Origin of the sequence: Sanguibacter inulinus, assembly GCF_013415325.1 — a bacterium.
GTDB lineage: Bacteria > Actinomycetota > Actinomycetes > Actinomycetales > Cellulomonadaceae > Sanguibacter > Sanguibacter inulinus.
The window spans coordinates 1-17,153 of sequence record NZ_JACBYE010000066.1; the positions used below are offsets into that span (position 1 = coordinate 1).

Sequence of the window (17,153 nt, forward strand, 5' to 3'; positions counted from 1 at the left end):
CAGCGGGGGTGCGGGGCTCGGGGACGACGGCACGAGCCTGTGGGTCGTCACGTACGGCAGCAGCACCAACCCGACGGTCGCGACGGTCGAGTCTGCCGAGAGCGGTACCGTCACGGTGTCGCTCGCCGCGGTTGACCCCGACGCCCCGGCGACCGCCGACTACGTGCCGACGACCACGGTCCTCGACCTGCCGGACGGGCTCGACACCGAGGCGCCGTTCCAGGTGGTGCTCGGCGAGCTCGGCTCCGTCGAGGTGGACGGGGTCGAGACTCCAGGGTGGTTGGTGAGTTGATCGCAGCGGCCCGGAGGCCGTGACGCATGAAGGGCCGGGTCTCTGAGAGACCCGGCCCTTCTGTCGATGTCCGTCAGACATCCTGCTCGTCGGGGTGACAGGATTTGAACCTGCGACCTCGTCGTCCCGAACGACGCGCGCTACCAAGCTGCGCCACACCCCGAGCTGCTCCGGGCACAGTCGTGACCAGCACGATGTGTGAATCGGAACCTGCTCAGAATAGCCGACAAGTGGGCTCATCACGAAACCGGCAGGATCCTGCGGCTGCTGAGTGGCACTCGTCGCCTCCGCGATCTGCGTCGGATGCGAGTCGGGGCGCACGGGGGGGGGGCGTGTGACCGCAGGTCAAGTGGAGACCTCGTCGCGGTGAGTGGCGTCGACAGCCTGCCAGGCGATGGCCGCCGGTCGGTACGTCGTCGGTCAGCGGCTCGAGGTGAGCGTGACGAGCACGGCCTCAGGACGGCAGGCGAAACGCAGCGGGGCGTACGGCGACGTGCCCAGGCCTGCGCAGACGTTCAGCCAGGTCGACGAGTCGCCACCGGGCTGGTCGGGTCGTGGTCCGGGCCACCCGTGCAGCCCCTTGGCGCGACCGCGGTCGATGTCGCAGTTGGTGACCAGCGCACCGTAGAACGGGACGCAGAGCTGCCCTCCGTGCGTGTGGCCGGCGAGGACGATCTCTGCTCCGTCGTCGTGCATCTGGTCGAGGGTGCGGACGTACGGGGCGTGCGTGACGCCCATGCGGAGGTCGACGTCGCCAGCATCGCCCTCCGACGCCGGGAACACGTCCCGGTCCAGGTGCGGGTCGTCCACACCTACGAGAGCGATGCGCCGACCGTCAGCCACGACCACGTCACGCCGGTTGGTGAGGTCTTTCCAGCCTGCGGCGCTCAGCGCAGCGGCGAGCTCGTCGGCGGGCAGACGGACCGGCTCCTTGATGACCCCGGACAGCCGGGCGTCGGCGCGCAGGTACCGCGCCGGGTTCTTGAAAGACGGCGCGAAGTAGTCGTTCGACCCCATGACAAAAGCTCCGGGGATCCCCATGAGCGGCTCGAGGGCGTGCAGCAAGGGAGGCAGGGCGCCGACGTGCGCCATGTTGTCCCCGGTGTCGACCACGAGATCCGGGGCGAGGTCCGCCAGCGACCGGACCCAGGCGATCTTGTCGTGCTGAGACGGAGTGAGGTGCAGGTCCGAGATGTGCAGGACCCGCAGGTCCGGCTGCCCGACGGGCAAGACCGGCACCGTCACCTCGCGGAGCGTGAACATCCGCGTCTCGGCCGCAGCCCAGGCGACAGCGCCGAGCCCTGCGGCGGCGACGGCCGCGAGGCCCGTCGCCGCCTTGGTGAGTGCCGTCACCCGGTCAGCCTTCCGGGGCTGCCGGAGGAGCGGGCTCTTCGGCTGCCGGCGGAGCTGCGGTCTCGGGAGCTGCCGGAGCCCTCGGCGCAGGTGCCAGTCCGAGCTGCGCCGGGGCGATCGCGTCGCTCAGAGGCACGTCGGGGTTGCCGCCTACCACCTGCTCCATGATCCGCTTCCAGGTCGGCGCAGGGACGTCCGAGCCGTAGACGTTCTTGCGGTACACGCCGTTGATCGTCGAGTTGGCGAGTGTCCGCTCAAGCTTGGGGTGCCCCATCCAGATCGCAGTGGAGACCTCCTTGGTGTACCCCACGAACCAGGCGTCCTGGTTCCTGTTCGTCGTGCCCGTCTTGCCTGCTGCGGTCCGGGTGTTCAACCGCGAAGCCTTGGCACCGCCGTCGGTCAGCACCTGCTCTAGGGCGTAGTTCATGGCGTTGACGGTCGAGGTGCTCAGCGCCTGGTTGCAGCCTGCATCGGGGACCGGGAGCTCGTTCCCGTCACGGTCGGTGACCGAGATGATCGCCACCGGCTGGCAGCTCACCCCGTCGTTCGCAAAGGTGCCGTAAGCGCTCGCCATCGACAGTGGAGACGTCTCCTGGGTGCCGAGCACCATCGTCATGCGAGGGTCGGTCAGCGTACCGGTCTCCGCGGGCTTGTATCCGACGCGGTCGGCGAGCGAGGCGATGTCGCAGAGGTTGAGCTGGCTCTCCATCGTGATGTACGCAGTGTTGACCGAGAATCGTGTGGCGCGCTCGACCGACATGCTCCCCGAGCCCTGGCCGTCGGAGTTCTGAGGCGGCCACGGCGGCGTGCCAGGCAGTGAGGCGTCGCAGGTCTCCGGCGGCGTGGCCGCGTAGAAGTCGCGAGGCAACCATGTCCGCTGGTTGGCGCTGACCGACTCACGGAGGGTCCGTCCCGACTCGAACCACTGGGCGAGGACAAAAGCCTTGAACGTCGAACCGGCCTGGAAGCCTCCAGAGCCTCCGTGGGCGCGGTCAGCGGCGAAGTTCACGAGGTTCACGCCCACGGCCGACTCGTCTCGACCGTAGGTGCGGTTCTGGGACATCGCGAGGATCCGCCCCGTCTGAGGCTCGATGCTCACGGCAGCCATCGCGAAGCCCTCAGGGTTGTCGTTGGGCAGGCTTGCCTGAACCTCTCGGTTGACGACCTCCTGGATGCCCGGGTTGAGGGTCGTCACGATCCTCAACCCACCGCTGTACAGCCGCGCGACTCGCTCCTCGGGAGTGTCACCGAAGACAGGGTCCTGCGTCAGGACCTTCTGCACGTAGTCGCAGAAGTACCCGGCGTTGATGGCCCCACCCGCACCTTCGCAGCCCTGGTTGATGGGCTGCGGGTTCAGGGTGTCGGCGAGCGGCGTCCCGCGAGCAGCGTCGTACTCGTCCTTGGTGATGTAGTTCTGGGTGTACATGTCTTTGAGCACCTGGTTGCGGCGTCGCTCGGCCACATCAGGGAACTTCAGTGGATCGTTTGCGTTCGGGCTCTGCGTGATCCCGGCGATGGTGGCGGCCTGGACGATCGAGACGTCCTTGGCGCTCACCCCGAAGTAGCGTTGCGCGGCCGTCTCGACACCGTAGACAGACGCACCGAACTGCGCGATGTTGAGGTACCCCTCGAGGATCTCGTCCTTCGTCATGCGCTTCTCGAGGGCGATCGCCAGCTTGGCCTCGCGGAGCTTGCGGGCTGCAGTCGGCGCGGAGGCAGCGTTGACGGCCTCGGTGTCGCGCGCTTGCTTCGCCTTGTCGATCAGCACGTTCTTGACGTACTGCTGAGTGAGGGTCGAGGCGCCCTGCGTCTCCGAGCCGCGAAGGTTGCTCACGAGCGCGCGTGCCATTCCCTTCGGGTCGATCCCGCCGTGCGTGTAGAAGCGGCGGTCCTCGATCGCGATGGCTGCGTGCTGCAGGTACGGGGAGATCTCGTCGAGCCCGACCACCACACGGTTGTCGTTGTAGTACCGGGCGAGCAGCGTGGTGCCGTCGGAGGCGTAGATGTACGACACCTGGGCGAGCGGCTGCGGCTCGAGCTCGGTCGGGAGCTCGTTGAAGGCCTCGACTCCGCTGTTCGTCACGGTGCTGGTCGCGGCCGCGACCGGGATGATCATCCCGGCCATGAGCAGACCACCGACGCCTGCGAGCAGCACGAAGGTGAGGAGCAGCGCGAGCGCCTGGAACGGGTTCACGGTGTGCCGGGGCTTCGCAGCGTCGAGCGTGCCGGAGTCTTCGGGCGTGTCCGGACCGTCACCGAACGCAGAGTTAGCCATGGTCCTAGCCTACGCGGCGGCCCTGCGTCGTGGCGATGGCGGGACGGCTGAGTCGGTGGGGGTTCTGTGAGCATCTCCGGGGTGCCCCGGCAGGCTCGCACCCACTAGGCTCGGGCCCATGGCACAGACCTGGGAGTACGCGACCGTTCCTCTGCTGATCCACGCGACCAAGCAGATCCTCGACAACTGGGGCTCCGACGGATGGGAGCTCGTCACCGTCATCACCGGCCCCGACGGCAACGGCCTCGTGGCCTACCTCAAGCGCCCGACCTCGTGACGTCCTCGGTCCTGGGGCGCCTCGCCGAGCTCGGGCTCGAGCTCCCCGAGGTCGCCGCGCCGGTGGCGTCCTACGTCCCTGCGGTCCGCACGGGCCGCTACGTCTACACCTCGGGCCAGCTGCCCTTCGTCGACGGCGCGCTCGCCGCGACGGGCAAGGTCGGTGACGGCGAGGGGCTCGTCGGTCCGCTCGTGGCCGCGTCGCTCGCCCGGACGGCCGTGCTCAACGCCCTCGCCGCCGTGGCGTCGCAGATCGGGTCGCTCGACCAGGTCTCGCGCATCGTCAAGGTCGTGGGCTTCGTGGCCTCTGACCCCTCGTTCACAGGGCAGCCGGCCGTCGTCAACGGGGCGAGCCTGCTGCTCGGCGAGATCTTCGGCGAGGCGGGCGTCCACGCGCGCAGCGCCGTCGGTGTCGCGGTCCTGCCGCTCGACTCGCCCGTCGAGATCGAGCTGGTCGTCGAGCTCGCGGAGGGCTGAGCAGCTCGCCGCACCACTCGGACGAACGAGAGAGAGCGGGCCCGCAGCACATGCTGCGGGCCCGCTCTCTCACGTTCGTGATGGTGTGCCCGAGAGGCACGTCCGGGTCTGGCCCGGGACGGCTCAGCGCGCGCGGCGCTCGAGCCTGTCGAGGTCGAGGAGGACGACGGCGCGTCCTTCACGACGGACCCAGCCGCGGCCGGCGAAGTCCGCGAGGGCCTTGTTGACGGTCTCGCGCGAGGCGCCGACCAGCTGGGCCAGCTCTTCCTGCGTGAGGTCGTGGGCGACGCGGATGCCCTCGTCGACCTGCTCGCCGAAGCGCGTCGAGAGGTCGAGGAGCGCCTTGGCGACACGACCGGGGACGTCGGAGAACACGAGGTCGGCGAGCGCCTCGTTGGTGCGGCGCAGGCGGCGGGCGAGGGCCGTGAGCAGGTGCTTGGCCACGCCCGGGTTCTCCTCGAGGGTCCGCAGCAGCGCGTCGTGACCGAGCTCGTAGACCACCGAGTCGGAGACGGCGCTCGCGCCGAGGGAGCGGGGGCCCGGGTCGAAGAGCGAGAGCTCACCGAACATCTCGCCGGGTCCGAGGACGGCGATGAGGTTCTCCCGGCCGTCGCTCGAGCTGCGGCCGAGCTTGATCTTGCCCTCGCTGATGACGTAGAGCCTGTCACCGGGCTGGCCCTCGCTGAAGAGCACGTCGCCGCGGGCGAGCTCGACCTTCGACATGGAGGCCAGGAGCCCCCGGGTCTCGGTCTCTTCCATCGTGGCGAAGAGGGGAGCGGAGAGCACTACGTCGTCGTTGTCCACGCGGAACGTCCTTCACGGGAGTAGCTGGGTGTTTGTGCGCACCACAGTCTGCCTCATGTGCGCTCTCTCACGGTACAGCGCGGACGGCCTCCAGGCGCTCTACGAGCGCGTCGGTCGCTGCCATGAGGGCTCGGCGCACGTGCGCCTCGTACTCTCCGAGCGACCGTTCGGCCGCCCGGAGCCGCAGCAGGTCGTCGACGGGAAAGCTGTCACCGGGCCGTCGGGCGATCCCGAGGAGGTCGCCGAAGGCGGGGATCGTGGAGAGCGCCTCGGGGCTCACCTGGTCGGTGATCTCGAGCCCGAGCCTGGCCGGCAGCACAGCCCGGGCTACTGTGAGGTCGAGCCGCGCCTGGATGATCCGGCGCCAGTGCGTCGCCTGCGAGACCTCGTGCCGCAGCAGGGCACGCGTGCGCCTCAGCTCTGCGAGGTCCAGCAGCTGGAGGGCGGTCTGTGAGGCAGCCGGCACGACGTGCTCCCGACGGAGGATCAGGTGAAGATGCGAACACTCCTACTGTCGGCACGCCGACGGTCGATCTTGAGTGATGCGGACCGGTGCGTCCGAGAGATGGAGGACGTGCTGTGACCAGGCCGCAGGGCTCGAGGCAGACGAGCCGGACGACGGCCACGGCAGCCCAGGCCCCGCAGGAGCGTCCACCGGTCGCGCTCGTCCGCAGGGCCCGCCGCACCAACCGGCGTCTCGCGGAGGTCTACCCGGACGCCCGGTGCGAGCTCGACTTCACCACGCCCCTCGAGCTCCTGGTGGCGACGGTCCTCTCCGCCCAGTGCACCGACAAGCGGGTGAACCAGGTGACGCCGGCGCTCTTCGCGCGCTTCCCCGACGCCCAGGCCTACGCGCAGGCCGACCCGAGCGAGCTCGAGGAGATGATCCGCCCGACGGGGTTCTTCAGGCCGAAGGCCCGGTCGCTCTCCGGGATCGGCGTCGCGCTCGTCGAGCGGCACGGCGGTCAGGTGCCGTCCACGCTCGACGAGCTCGTGGCGCTCCCGGGGGTCGGGCGCAAGACCGCCAACGTCGTGCTCGGGGACGCCTTCGGCATCCCGGGGATCACTGTCGACACCCACGTGGGCAGGCTGGTGCGACGCTGGGGCTGGACGACGAGCGACGACCCCGTGGTCGTCGAGCGGGAGGTCGCCGCTCTCGTCGAGCGACCCGAGTGGACGCTGTTCTCGCACCGGGTGATCTTCCACGGGCGGCGTGTCTGCTTCGCGCGGCGCCCGGCCTGCGGTGCGTGTCCGATCACGGACCTGTGCCCGTCGGCGGGGATCGGGGAGTCGGATCCCGTCGCGGCCGCGGCGCTCGTCAAGACGTCGTGAGCGCGACCAGTGCGAGGTCAGGCGTCGGTCGTCGGACCTGACAGGCCGCTCAGCCAGTCGAGCAGGATCGCGCTGACCTGCTCTGGGGCCTCCTCGGGGAGGAAGTGCCCAGCGTCGGGCAGCAGCTCGTAGCGCAGCTCGCGGCACAGCGCGGAGCTGTCGACGTCGGCCGTCTCGGGCCGCACGACAGGGTCGAGCCCGCCCTGGACCTGCAGCGCGGGCACGGCGATCGGCGCACGGACCGCAGACAGGTACCGGCGACCGCTGCCCGTCGGCACGAGCCGCGCGTACCAGCGCACGGCCTCGAGCGAGCTGTGGGCCGCGAAGGGCACCCGGGCTGCCTCGGTGTACGTCTCGATCGCGCCCTCGGGCCAGACGAAGTCCGGGCGGGCACGCAGCACCTGGGCCACGAGGTCGCCGCGGGTCATCCGGCGCTCAGGACGGTTGGGCAGCTGGAGATAGGCGAGGCGCCCCTGCGCACGGCGGCTGAGCGAGGCGCGCAGCGAGACGTGCATCCGGGCCGGGTGCGGCGCAGCGAGCGCTGCGACGGCAGCGGTGACGACGGGCTGGAGCGCGGGCATCGACCACGCGACGACCCCGCCGAGACCGTGCCCGACGACGACGGCACGGTCCGCCCCGAGCGAGCGGATGACACCCGCGACGTCGCGGGTGCGGGTGTGCAGGTCGTAGCCGATCGGTGGCTTGTCCGACGCCCCGGTGCCGCGCAGGTCCATCGCCGCGACCCTGTAGCCGGCCTCGGCGAGCGCGGAGATCTGGTCGCGCCACACCCACCAGAACTGCGGGAAGGAGTGCAGCAGCATGACGAGCGGGGCCGAGCTGTCCGACGGTCCGGCGAGCGCCACGTGGAACCTGGCACCGTTGGCGGCGACGAACTCGTGCTGCCAGTCGCCGGGGATCAAGATGTCCGAGAAGTCTGTGGTCACAGGGTCGAACCTACCGGAGCAGAGCCGGCCTCCTCGTGAGCGGCGTTGTCCGCAGCCTGGGCGGCCCGACGGTCCTTCGGCGGGTCGAACCTGTAGCCGACGTTGCGGACCGTCCCGATGAGCTGCTCGTACTCGGGGCCGAGCTTGGCCCGCAGGCGGCGCACGTGGACGTCGACGGTCCGGGTGCCCCCGTAGTAGTCGTAGCCCCAGACCTCCTGGAGCAGCTGGGCGCGGGTGAACACGCGGCCCGGGTGCTGGACGAGGTACTTGAGGAGCTCGAACTCCTTGTAGGTGAGGTCGAGAGGGGTGCCGCGCAGGCGGGCCGTGTAGCCGCTCGCGTCGATCATCAGCTCGCCCGAGGAGATCTCTTCCGGCTGGTCGCCCGAGCCGTGGCTGGCCGAGCGCTCACGGGCCAGGCGCAGGCGGGCCTCGACCTCGGCCGGGGTCGCGGTGTCCAGGAGGAGGTCGTCCGCCCCCCACTCGGCGGTCACGACCATGAGGCCGCCCTCGGTGACGATGAGGACGAGGGGGACCGTGAGACCGGTGGCGCGCAGCAGGCGGCAGGTGGTCCGTGCACCGACCAGGTCACGGCGTGCGTCGAGCAGCACGACGTCGGAGTCGGGCGCGTCGACCAGCGCCGAGGGCTCCATCGGCAGCACCCGGATCCGGTGCGTCAGGAGACCGAGGGCAGGGAGCACCTGGGCAGAACCACCCGCAGTGGGGGTGAGGAGCAGGAGCTCGGACACCGTTCTCACCTTCTCTCAGACAGGCGCCCACGGTACCGCGAGGCCGTCGTCCCACGAGCAGCAGGACCGGATGTCGTCGCGCTCGTGCTGATGATTCTTCCACGTCGGGGCGCAGAGTTCGGGCGGGAGGGTCTTCGTCTGGGACACTGGGCCGGTGAATCTCTCGACGCGTGCCGTGGCCACCGCCTGCGCAGCCGCCGCCATCGCCGGGGGAGTGTTCCTCGGCGAGTGGGGTCTGCTCGCCGTCCTCGTCGCCCTCGTCGTGGCCTTCGCGGCAGGCTGGGCGCCCCTCCTCGGGCTGCCCGCACCGGGCGGGACCTTCTTCGTGGTGCTGCTCCCGGGCCTCGGTGCGCTCGCGGCCGTGCACGTCACGACCACCGAGCCGTGGCTGCGCTACCTGCCCCTCGTCCTCGCGATGGGCCTGCTGCTCTCCTTCACCAACGAGCTGCTGCGCGGCGACGGGCGGACCCGGCTCGTCGAGTCTCTCGTCGGCGGGGTCAGCGGTGTGGTCGTCGCCGTGTCCGCGGCCGGCTGGATCGCCGCGTCCAAGGTGCCCGACGGCATGGCCCTCGTCCTCCTCTGCGCGGTCGCGCTCGCGGCGGCGTCAGCCGTCTCGGCGACCCCGTTGCGCGGTGTCCTCAACAGCGTCGCGACGCTCGTGGGCGCCGTCGCCGCGTCTGTCGTGGTGGCCTACGTCCTGCCCGAGCTCGCGCCTCTCGACGGGGTGTGGGCCGGGGCTGTCGCCGGGATCCTCGTGTCGTCGCTGCACATGCTCTTCTACAGGCTGCCGGCCTTGCGACGTCGCCAGGCGGCGCTCGCCGTGATCGTGCTGCCCGTCGCGATGAGCGGTGTGCTCACCTACGTCGTCGGGCGCGTGCTCGTCGCCTGACCCGGCCCGGAGCAGGGCTCAGTAGACGAGGGCCTGGGTCTGCGGGGCCATGATCTCCTCGACGAACACCGCTGAACCAGCGATTCGGACCCCGGGGACCAGGTCCTCCTGCGTGATGCCGCGGCGTGCTGCGCACTGCGTGCACACCGTGACGGTCCCTGCCTCCACGACGGAGGCGAGCAGGTCGTCGAGCCCCGCCGCGTGCTCGAGCTCGAGCTCGGACGCGCGGCCGGAGACACCCAGCCAGGCCGAGTCGCCCGTGAGCCACAGGCTCACGTCCACCCCTGCTGCCACGGCTGTCGCCGCGACCGTGAAGGCCTGGTTGGTCAGCTCAGGGGCCGCGACGCCCGCGGTCGACTTCACGACCAGACGTCGGGACGGGGCGGCTGTCGGTTCGCTCATGCGGTCAGGGTATCGGTGCGTAGGATGGTCGCCATGAGTGTTCATGTACTTGAGATGTTCTTCCTCGGGCTGCTCGTCGCGGCCACGGTGACCATCACGTGGTTCGCGGGCTTCGTGGTCTACAGGCTCTACAAGGGACAGCGCTAGACGTGTCGTTCGCCATCCCCGACGGGCTCGCGCCCGAGGTCTACCCGCTGGCGTGGTTGGTGGGTTCCTGGCGTGGTGAGGGTGTGATCTCCTACCCGGGGATCGACACCGTCGCCGTCCTCCAGGACGTGACCTTCGACCACGACGGCGGCCCGTACCTGCGGTACGAGTCGACGATCCGGGTCATCGAGCCCGTCGTGCCTGCGACGGTCCCCGAGGAGTGGGCGCAGAGCAGCGCCGACCCCGAGGACCCGACGTCAGGCGATGCGCCGGACGGGAGCCCCGCCGCGCCGCCAGCAGCGGACGCGCCGCCCGCCGTCGTGCCGCCGCTCGGCACCGGCGAGACGACGATCTGGTCGACCGAGACCGGCTACTGGCGCGTCCCGCCGGACCGCCCCGAGGGGCTGCCGGAGGGCAAGACGCCCCTCGAGGTGATGATGACCGACCCTGCCGGGCGCCTGACGATGTACCTCGGCGCTGTCGGCAACGGCCGCATCGACCTCGCGAGCGACCTCATCGCCCGCACCCCCACGGCTGCCGAGGTGTCCGCGTCGAGCCGTCTCTACGGCCTCGTCGAGGGTCACCTCATGTGGGTCTGGGAGATCGCGGCCTTCGGTCACCCCCTGCAGTCCTACGTGTCGGCCAACCTCAGCCGCGTCGAGGAGTGAGATGACGTACTCGAGCCCGGTCCTGTCCAGGCACGGTGCCGTCGCGGGCGCCGGGGTCGACGCCGGTGTCGCCTGGCACTACGGCGACCCGACGGCCGAGCAGCGCGCTCTCGAGCGCGGCGGTGCCTTCGTCGACCTGTCGCACCACGGTGTCGTCACGGTCTCGGGGCCGGACCGGCTCGGGTGGCTCAACTCGATCACCTCCCAGCTGCTGCTCGACCTCGGGCCCCGCGACTCGACCGAGACCCTCGTCCTCTCTCCGCACGGCCACGTCGAGCACGCGCTCTCGGTCGTCGACGACGGCGAGACGACCTGGTTGCTCACCGAGCGGTCGAAGACCGCCGAGCTGGTCACCTGGCTCGAGCGCATGAAGTTCATGATGCGCGTGGAGATCACCGACGCGACCGACGCGTGGGCGGTCGTCGGCGAGCCTGTCGACGCCGAGGCAGCCGACGACGAGCCCGTGACCTGGCGTGACCCGTGGCCCCGCACCCGCGAGGGCGGCACGCGCTATGGCCTGGCCGATGCCGAGCACCCTGGCGCTGAGCGGCCGTGGCGGCTCGTGCTCGTGCCGCGCGAGTCCCTGCTCGAGGCCGTCGCGGCCCGCGAGGCCGCAGGCTGGCGGCTCGCCGGGACGTGGGCCAGCGAGGCCCTGCGCATCGCCGCCTGGCGTCCACGCCTCGCGACCGAGGTGGACCACAAGACCATCCCGCACGAGCTCGACTGGCTGCGGACCGCCGTGCACCTGCACAAGGGCTGCTACCGCGGCCAGGAGACCGTCGCACGCGTGCACAACATGGGACGGCCGCCGCGCCGCCTCGTCATGGCGCACCTCGACGGGTCGGGGCACCTGCTCCCCGAGATCGGTGCCTCGGTCGAGGCCGGGGACCGGGCTGTCGGGGTCGTCACCTCGGTGGCCCGCCACCACGAGCTCGGTCCTGTCGCGCTCGCCGTGGTCAAGCGCAGCACCCCGACCGACGTCGACCTGCTCGTCGCCTGCGAGGGGGGCGACGTCGCCGCGGGCCAGGAGGTCGTCGTGCCCGGTGAGGGCGTCTCGGTCGACCGTCCGGCCGCCCGCGGTCCGGTGGCACGAGGCCTGACACCTCGATGACGGCGTCCGACACCCCGGCCGTGCCCGTGCTCTGGAGGCCGTGCACGCTCGCGGCGTCGGAGGTCCGGGCGGTCCCAGCGGTGCCGGCGCGGTGAGCCGCACCCCCGGCGAGGACTCCTTCGTGACCTCGAAGGTCCGCCAGATGTCCCTCGTGGCCCGCAGCCGCGTGCGTCAGGGCCGTATCCGGGTGCGAGCAGGCTTCGGTCCGATCTTGCTCGCCGGGGTCGCGGTGAGCCTGTCGTACTGGATCGCCCACCTGCTGCTCGGGCACCCCTCGCCCTTCTTCGCGCCGGTCTGCGCCTGGATCTGCCTCGGCTTCACAGCAGACCGCAACATGCGCCGCGTCGCGGAGGTCGGCATCGGCGTGGCGATCGGGGTCGGGCTCGGCGAGGCCATCGCGAAGCTCATCGGCGCCGGGGCCGTGCAGATCGGCATCGTGCTCGTGGTGTCGGCGCTCGTCGCCCGGTTCCTCGACCGCGGGGTGCTGCTGACCACCCAGGCGGGCGTGCAGTCGATCGTCATCGTGGGTCTGCCCGTCGTGTCGACGGGCGGCGGGTTCGGGCGGTGGACGGATGCGCTCGTCGGTGCCGTGGTCGCCTTCGTCGTCGCTGCGCTCACCCCGGGCGACCCACGCCGGCTCCCACGACGCCTGGGCGGTGACGGGCTCGCCGAGCTCGCGCGGACGCTCGAGGAGATCGCGCACGGCATGCGCACGGGGGACCCTGCCGACCGAGAGGCCGCGCTCCTGCGCGGGCGGGCCTCCGAGCCGGCGCTCGACGAGTGGCAGGCTGTCACGAAGAGCGCGATCGGCACAGCGCGGGTCACGGCCACAGGGCGGCGGTACCGCAGCGAGCTCACCACGATGGGTCGCACGGCGATGCTCGGCGACCGCACGATGCGCACGGTCCGGGTGATCGCTCGTCGTGCTATCAGCCTGCTGACTGGCCCCGAGGTCGACAGGCTCGCGCAGCTTCTCGACGACCTCGCGAAGGCCACGCACCTGCTCGCCGAGAACGTCGCCGCGGGCTCCGACCCCGCGGTCGCCCGCGAGATGCTGCTCTCGGTCGCCCACGAGGCGCACCCGGGCCTGCTCGGCACGGGGGACTGGCAGGTCCAGTCGCTCACGCTGATCCTGCGGTCCGCGATCGTCGACCTCTGCGAGACAGCCGGGGCGACACCCGGCGAGGCCCGTGAGGCTCTCGCGCCGATGTAGTGGACGGCACGGCTGAGGGCGCGACCAGCCCTTAGGCTTGGCGCATGTTCGCCACGCTGCAGATCAGCATCATGGTCCTCCTCACGCTCGCGCTGTTCGTCGTCGAGGTCTTCGCCCTGATCGACGCCCTCCGTCGACCGGCTGGGGTCTTCACGAGCGCTGGGAAGCGCACCAAGGTGTTCTGGGGCAGCATCCTCGCAGCCGGTGCGCTGCTCGGCTTCGTCGGTCTGTACCCGCCGCTCGGCATCGGCATGCTCGGCATGGCTGCGCTCTTCATGGTGGTCCCCGCCGCGATCTACCTCACCGACGTGCGACCCGCTCTCGGCAGCCACCGCCGTGGTGGCGGACGACCTGGGTCGGGTCCGAGCCGCGGAGGCTGGTGACCTGTGCGCGCCGTGCTCCAGCGGGCCTCCCGCGCCAGCGTGACCGTCGACGGCCAGGTGCTGTCCTCCTTCGACAGGCAGGGCCTCGTGGTCCTCGTCGGGGCGACCCACGACGACGGACCTGAGCAGGTCGAGCTCGTCTCCCGCAAGATCGCCGAGCTGCGGATCCTCGGCGGGACCGACGGTGGCGAGGTCAGCGTGAGCGACCTCGATGCGCCTGTGATCGTCGTCAGCCAGTTCACGCTCTACGCCGACACCCGCAAGGGTCGCCGGCCGTCGTGGAACGCTGCCGCTCCCGGACCGGTCGCCGAGCCGCTGGTCGACGCCGTGGTCGAGGCGCTGCGCGGCCGTGGGCTCACGGTCGGGACCGGCCGCTTCGGGGCAGACATGCAGGTCGAGCTCGTCAACGACGGGCCGATGACGATCGTGGTCGACGCGTGAGCGCGGACGCCGGCGCCCCAGCAGCGATGCCGCTGACCGTGGGGCTGGTCATCGACGACTCCCTCGACCGCCCCGACGGTGTGCAGCAGCACGTGCTCACCCTCGGCGAGTGGTTGAGCGGCCAGGGGCACACGGTCCACTACCTCACGAGCACCACGGTCCGCACGGACCGGCCGCGCATGCACTCCCTCGCGAAGAACCTGCGGCTGCGGTTCAACGGCAACAGGCTCGGCATCCCGCTGCCCGCCCCGGCTCGTGGCGTGGAGGCGCTGCTCGACCAGGTCGACTTCGACGTGCTGCACGTGAACATGCCGTACAGCCCGCTGCTCGCAGGACGTGTCGTCTCGCGCGCCCGTGCCGGGACGACTGTCGTCGGGACCTTCCACATCCTCCCGTGGACCTGGCTCACCCGGTGGGGCGCACGCGGTCTCGGGCTGGTCCAGCGACGCCAGCTGCGGCGGTTCTCGCAGGTGATCGCCGTGTCGACGCCTGCCGCGGCCTTCGCCGCCGAGGCGCTCGGGGTCGACCCCGTGGTCATCGGCAACCCCGTCGACGTCACGCGGTTCACGCGGGCGCGCGACGCCGAGCTCGACGGGTGGCAGCCGACCGAGGACGCGCCGGTCCGGATCGTGTTCCTCGGTCGTCTCGTCGAGCGCAAGGGCGCCGGTGAGCTGTTGCGCGCGGTCGCCCGGGCCAGGTCGCTCACCCAGGTGCCCGTCGAGGTCGTGATCGGCGGCAACGGACCCCTGCGTGACGAGCTCGAGGCATTCGTGCGCACGGCTGGTCTCGACGGCGTCGAGTTCATCGGCTTCGTCGACGAGGCCGACAAGGCGGCCCTGCTGGCTGGGGCCGACGTCGTCGCGCTGCCCTCGACAGGCGGCGAGAGCTTCGGCATCAGCGTCGTCGAGGCGCTCGCCGCGAGCCGTGGGGTGGTCCTGGCCGGGGACAACCCGGGGTACCGGACCGTCATGGAGGGTCTCGAGGACCAGCTGGTCGACGCGACCGACACCGAGGCCTTCGCCGCGCTGCTCGCGCGGTACGTCGGCGACGCCGCGGCCCGGACCGCGGCGAGCGCCCGCCAGGTCGAGCACGCCGGGCGCTTCGACGTCGACGTCATCGGCGCGCAGGTCGTCGAGGTCTACCGCAGGTAGGGGCCGTAGTGCGCGCGAGAGAGACGGTACCGAGAGCACCGACGCCGCGAGCGCGTGAGCGCCCGCGGCGTCGACCGGTTCTCGGCGTCGTGGTCGCCGGCGGGTTGACGGCGATCCACTGGCCGGTGTCCTCGGTCGCGTTCTCCTTCGGGGGCTCGGCGCTGGAGGGGGCGTGCGGAATCCCTGATCCTGTCCCATGCGATCCGTCGCCAGGGCTCGCTGCCGCGCTGGTGCTGGTCAGCGCGGTGCTGGTCGCGGGAGCGCTGTGGGCGGGCCTGCTCGTGGCGCTGCCGTCGGCCCGGCGCAGGGCGGGACGAGCTCTCGTGCTGACGCTCGTCGCCGTCGCTCTGGTGCAGGTCCTGGTGGTGCTCGCGATCGTGATGTGACTCGGGCGTGCCCCTGGCGCGTGGCCAGGTGCACCGCCGCCGGCTCGGGGCGGGCCCTGGGTCAGCTCACCTCGGCAGGGTGCGGGCCGACACGGCCGTCGCGCTCGAGACCGTCGATCGCGGCGAGGTCGTCGCCGGTGAGCTCGAAGTCGAAGAGCGCGATGTTCTCGGCGATCCGCGAGGGTGTGACGGACTTGGGGATCACGACGCGGCCCTGCTGCAGGTGCCAGCGGAGCACGACCTGCGCGGGCGTGCGCCCGAGACGGTCGGCGATCGTGGTGATGGCCTCCTCGGAGAGCAGTGCTCCGCCCTGGGCGAGCGGGCTCCAGGCCTCGGTGACCACGCCGTGGGCGGCGTTCGCGGCCTGGATGTCGCGCTGCTGGAGCGCGGGGTGCAGCTCGACCTGGTTGACGGCCGGGACCGTGCCACCTGCGGCGACGACCCGCTCGAGGTGCTCGGGAAGGAAGTTCGAGACGCCGATGGCCCGGGCGCGGCCCGAGGCGTAGATCTCCTCGAAGGCACGCCACGTGTCGAGGTAGGTGTCCTTGGCGGGGGTGGGCCAGTGGATGAGGTAGAGGTCCACGTGGTCGAGGCCGAGCTTCTCGAGGCTGGCGTCGAAGGCGGCGAGCGTCGAGTCGTAGCCCTGCTCGGAGTTCCACAGCTTGGTGGTGACGAAGAGCTCGTCGCGGGCGATGCCGGACTCCGCGAGGGCCTGGCCGGTGCCGAGCTCGTTGCCGTAGACGGCTGCTGTGTCGATGCTGCGGTACCCGGCCTCGAGGGCCGTCGAGACCGCGGCGCGGGTCTCGTCGTCCGGCACCTGGAAGACGCCGAAGCCGAGGCGGGGCATCTCGATGCCGTTGTTGAGCGTGACTGTGGGGATCTGCTGAGTCATGGGGTGTCCTTCGCTGGTCGGCGGGGCGGCCTCAGGGCCGCGACACACGGGATCGCTTGTCAGCGCGGATAGTTGCACGCGCTCTATAGATAGTTGCATGCGCCATCCGACGAGGCAAGCGGAGACCGTGTGCGGAGCTGGACGGCGACGTCACAGCCGGGCCGTCGCACCGACCGTGCCCGCTCGTGCCCTCCCGTGTCAGGCGGCGAGGTGCTCTGTGCAGCGGTCGGCGTTCCAGCCGGCCCACACGTCTGCGGGCACGAAGACGTCGTCGACAGGCGTGACCGACGTCGTCTTGTCCGTGAGGATCGGGGCGTCGCAGACCGTCCCGTCCTCGCTCGTGAACGTGCAGCGCGCGCCTGACACCTTGAGGAAGAACTCCTCGGTGAGCAGCGTGCCGTCGACGAGGGTCGCGATCGGCGAGACCGGGATGACCGACGGGCCGTGCTCGGCTGTCGCGAAGGACTCGTCCGTGAGGCCCTCGCCGTCCAGCACGATCCGCACCTCGTAGCGCCCGGGCTGGGCCGGGTCGTGCTCGGCGATCTCCTCCGCAGCAGCCTCAGGGTCCTCCCACACCCCGAGCGGGACGACGACGTCCCCGGTGATGCGGTCGATCACGACGTGGAGCTGGTGCGAGACGGTCATGGTGCGGCAGGTCTCCGAGATCAGGGGAAGGGCGGGTAGCCCGGGTGCGGGCCCCTCGCGTCGAGGGCAGACCCATCATCCCATCTGGGCGACGGCACGGCACGGCCCATCAGGGGGCGCGCGGATACCGAGAGGTGCTCGCGCCCCGGAAGGGCCACGCGGGCGGGCCGGACGACCCGGACGGCGGACCGACCCTGAGCCGCACGGGCCGAGGATCCGGGTCGGACCAGGGGGATGCCGGATGGGCGGGCGCCGCCAGCCGCGGAAGACTCGAGGCATGAGCACAGACTGGTCCACCGCAGGACCCTCCCAGAACCCCCTGTCTC

At 71.2% G+C, this 17,153-nt stretch carries 21 protein-coding genes and 1 tRNA gene; 12 read left to right on the top strand and 10 right to left on the bottom strand.

The features are described from left to right. The coding region (locus HZZ10_RS17480) for a hypothetical protein (protein WP_373367344.1) at positions 1–292 on the top strand (292 nt) is incomplete at its 5' end. 89 nt (positions 293–381) lie between these two features. On the opposite strand, the gene HZZ10_RS17485 is transcribed toward HZZ10_RS17480, so the two are convergent. The 3 genes from HZZ10_RS17485 to HZZ10_RS17495 all read right to left on the bottom strand — a co-directional run bounded on the left by HZZ10_RS17485 (position 382) and on the right by HZZ10_RS17495 (position 3,920). Then, positions 382–455: transfer RNA gene (locus HZZ10_RS17485), tRNA-Pro, on the bottom strand. 257 nt (positions 456–712) lie between these two features. Next, positions 713–1,645 (bottom strand): metallophosphoesterase, encoded by a 933-nt coding sequence (locus HZZ10_RS17490; protein WP_179914491.1) that lies wholly within the window; start codon positions 1,643–1,645, stop codon positions 713–715. A 4-nt stretch (positions 1,646–1,649) separates the two neighbouring features. Next, positions 1,650–3,920, bottom strand: coding sequence for a transglycosylase domain-containing protein (locus tag HZZ10_RS17495; RefSeq protein WP_179914492.1), 2,271 nt, complete (start codon positions 3,918–3,920; stop codon positions 1,650–1,652). A 118-nt stretch (positions 3,921–4,038) separates the two neighbouring features. Here HZZ10_RS17495 and sp36 point away from each other — a divergent pair, with 118 nt between their 5' ends. Next, on the top strand, positions 4,039–4,197 hold the full coding sequence (gene sp36 / locus HZZ10_RS17500; protein WP_179914493.1) for a Sp36 family protein: 159 nt from the start codon (positions 4,039–4,041) through the stop codon (positions 4,195–4,197). Continuing rightward, positions 4,194–4,673 carry a RidA family protein gene (locus HZZ10_RS17505; protein ID WP_056135799.1) on the top strand — a complete coding sequence of 160 codons (480 nt, stop codon included), beginning with the start codon at positions 4,194–4,196 and terminating at the stop codon, positions 4,671–4,673. The genes sp36 and HZZ10_RS17505 overlap by 4 nt, the downstream gene beginning before the upstream one ends. Positions 4,674–4,796: 123 nt before the next feature. Here HZZ10_RS17505 and HZZ10_RS17510 read toward each other — a convergent pair whose 3' ends face one another. After that, positions 4,797–5,432, bottom strand: a complete 636-nt coding sequence (locus tag HZZ10_RS17510; protein WP_056136426.1) for a Crp/Fnr family transcriptional regulator — start codon at positions 5,430–5,432, stop codon at positions 4,797–4,799. Between the two features lie 112 nt (positions 5,433–5,544). Then, positions 5,545–5,943: a hypothetical protein gene (locus HZZ10_RS17515; RefSeq protein WP_179914494.1), complete on the bottom strand. Its 399-nt coding sequence runs from the start codon at positions 5,941–5,943 to the stop codon at positions 5,545–5,547. 113 nt (positions 5,944–6,056) lie between these two features. Here HZZ10_RS17515 and nth point away from each other — a divergent pair, with 113 nt between their 5' ends. Next, a complete protein-coding gene (gene nth, locus HZZ10_RS17520) occupies positions 6,057–6,809 on the top strand; it encodes an endonuclease III (RefSeq protein ID WP_179914495.1) in 753 nt (250 codons plus the stop codon). A gap of 17 nt (positions 6,810–6,826) precedes the next feature. On the opposite strand, the gene HZZ10_RS17525 is transcribed toward nth, so the two are convergent. Continuing rightward, the gene (locus tag HZZ10_RS17525; RefSeq protein WP_056135807.1) at positions 6,827–7,753 is read right to left on the bottom strand and encodes an alpha/beta fold hydrolase; all 927 of its coding nucleotides are present in this window, start codon (positions 7,751–7,753) and stop codon (positions 6,827–6,829) included. Then, positions 7,750–8,499, bottom strand: a complete 750-nt coding sequence (locus HZZ10_RS17530; protein WP_179914496.1) for a winged helix-turn-helix transcriptional regulator — start codon at positions 8,497–8,499, stop codon at positions 7,750–7,752. Before HZZ10_RS17530 ends, HZZ10_RS17525 begins: the two co-directional genes overlap by 4 nt. A 154-nt stretch (positions 8,500–8,653) precedes the next feature. Here HZZ10_RS17530 and HZZ10_RS17535 point away from each other — a divergent pair, with 154 nt between their 5' ends. Beyond that, complete coding sequence (locus HZZ10_RS17535; RefSeq protein ID WP_179914497.1) at positions 8,654–9,388, top strand: hypothetical protein; 735 nt, start codon at positions 8,654–8,656, stop codon at positions 9,386–9,388. An 18-nt stretch (positions 9,389–9,406) separates the two neighbouring features. On the opposite strand, the gene HZZ10_RS17540 is transcribed toward HZZ10_RS17535, so the two are convergent. After that, complete coding sequence (locus tag HZZ10_RS17540) at positions 9,407–9,790, bottom strand: DsrE family protein (protein ID WP_179914498.1); 384 nt, start codon at positions 9,788–9,790, stop codon at positions 9,407–9,409. Between the two features lie 149 nt (positions 9,791–9,939). On the opposite strand from HZZ10_RS17540, the gene HZZ10_RS17545 reads away from it, so the two are divergent. From HZZ10_RS17545 to HZZ10_RS17575, 7 genes are all read left to right on the top strand, one after another. After that, complete coding sequence (locus HZZ10_RS17545; protein WP_179914499.1) at positions 9,940–10,605, top strand: heme-binding beta-barrel domain-containing protein; 666 nt, start codon at positions 9,940–9,942, stop codon at positions 10,603–10,605. Between the two features lies 1 nt (position 10,606). Then, positions 10,607–11,716 carry a CAF17-like 4Fe-4S cluster assembly/insertion protein YgfZ gene (gene ygfZ, locus HZZ10_RS17550; protein ID WP_179914500.1) on the top strand — a complete coding sequence of 370 codons (1,110 nt, stop codon included), beginning with the start codon at positions 10,607–10,609 and terminating at the stop codon, positions 11,714–11,716. A gap of 91 nt (positions 11,717–11,807) precedes the next feature. Further along, positions 11,808–12,929 carry an FUSC family protein gene (locus HZZ10_RS17555; RefSeq protein WP_308507613.1) on the top strand — a complete coding sequence of 374 codons (1,122 nt, stop codon included), beginning with the start codon at positions 11,808–11,810 and terminating at the stop codon, positions 12,927–12,929. A 44-nt stretch (positions 12,930–12,973) separates the two neighbouring features. Continuing rightward, on the top strand, positions 12,974–13,312 hold the full coding sequence (locus HZZ10_RS17560) for a DUF2516 family protein (RefSeq protein WP_179914501.1): 339 nt from the start codon (positions 12,974–12,976) through the stop codon (positions 13,310–13,312). A 3-nt stretch (positions 13,313–13,315) separates the two neighbouring features. Next, positions 13,316–13,753, top strand: coding sequence for a D-aminoacyl-tRNA deacylase (dtd, locus tag HZZ10_RS17565; RefSeq protein ID WP_179914502.1), 438 nt, complete (start codon positions 13,316–13,318; stop codon positions 13,751–13,753). Continuing rightward, positions 13,750–14,904, top strand: coding sequence for a glycosyltransferase family 4 protein (locus HZZ10_RS17570; protein ID WP_308507614.1), 1,155 nt, complete (start codon positions 13,750–13,752; stop codon positions 14,902–14,904). The genes dtd and HZZ10_RS17570 overlap by 4 nt, the downstream gene beginning before the upstream one ends. A gap of 125 nt (positions 14,905–15,029) precedes the next feature. Next, entirely contained in the window at positions 15,030–15,290 is a 261-nt protein-coding gene (locus tag HZZ10_RS17575) for a hypothetical protein (RefSeq protein WP_218928914.1), read from the top strand. A 61-nt stretch (positions 15,291–15,351) separates the two neighbouring features. On the opposite strand, the gene HZZ10_RS17580 is transcribed toward HZZ10_RS17575, so the two are convergent. Both HZZ10_RS17580 and HZZ10_RS17585 read right to left on the bottom strand, forming a co-directional pair. Then, positions 15,352–16,182 carry an aldo/keto reductase gene (locus HZZ10_RS17580; protein ID WP_179914504.1) on the bottom strand — a complete coding sequence of 277 codons (831 nt, stop codon included), beginning with the start codon at positions 16,180–16,182 and terminating at the stop codon, positions 15,352–15,354. A gap of 198 nt (positions 16,183–16,380) precedes the next feature. Further along, on the bottom strand, positions 16,381–16,827 hold the full coding sequence (locus HZZ10_RS17585; RefSeq protein WP_179914505.1) for a hypothetical protein: 447 nt from the start codon (positions 16,825–16,827) through the stop codon (positions 16,381–16,383). Between the last annotated feature and the right edge of the window lie 326 nt (positions 16,828–17,153).

Excerpts from the sequence above, each read along its gene's own strand:
- HZZ10_RS17495 (WP_179914492.1), bottom strand. The coding sequence starts at position 3,920 with ATGGCTAACTCTGCGTTCGGTGACGGTCCGGACACGCCCGAAGACTCC.
- sp36 (WP_179914493.1), top strand. The coding sequence starts at position 4,039 with ATGGCACAGACCTGGGAGTACGCGACCGTTCCTCTGCTGATCCACGCG.
- HZZ10_RS17510 (WP_056136426.1), bottom strand. The coding sequence starts at position 5,432 with ATGGAAGAGACCGAGACCCGGGGGCTCCTGGCCTCCATGTCGAAGGTC.
- HZZ10_RS17540 (WP_179914498.1), bottom strand. The coding sequence starts at position 9,790 with ATGAGCGAACCGACAGCCGCCCCGTCCCGACGTCTGGTCGTGAAGTCG.
- ygfZ (WP_179914500.1), top strand. The coding sequence starts at position 10,607 with ATGACGTACTCGAGCCCGGTCCTGTCCAGGCACGGTGCCGTCGCGGGC.
- HZZ10_RS17560 (WP_179914501.1), top strand. The coding sequence starts at position 12,974 with ATGTTCGCCACGCTGCAGATCAGCATCATGGTCCTCCTCACGCTCGCG.
- HZZ10_RS17580 (WP_179914504.1), bottom strand. The coding sequence starts at position 16,182 with ATGACTCAGCAGATCCCCACAGTCACGCTCAACAACGGCATCGAGATG.
- HZZ10_RS17585 (WP_179914505.1), bottom strand. The coding sequence starts at position 16,827 with ATGACCGTCTCGCACCAGCTCCACGTCGTGATCGACCGCATCACCGGG.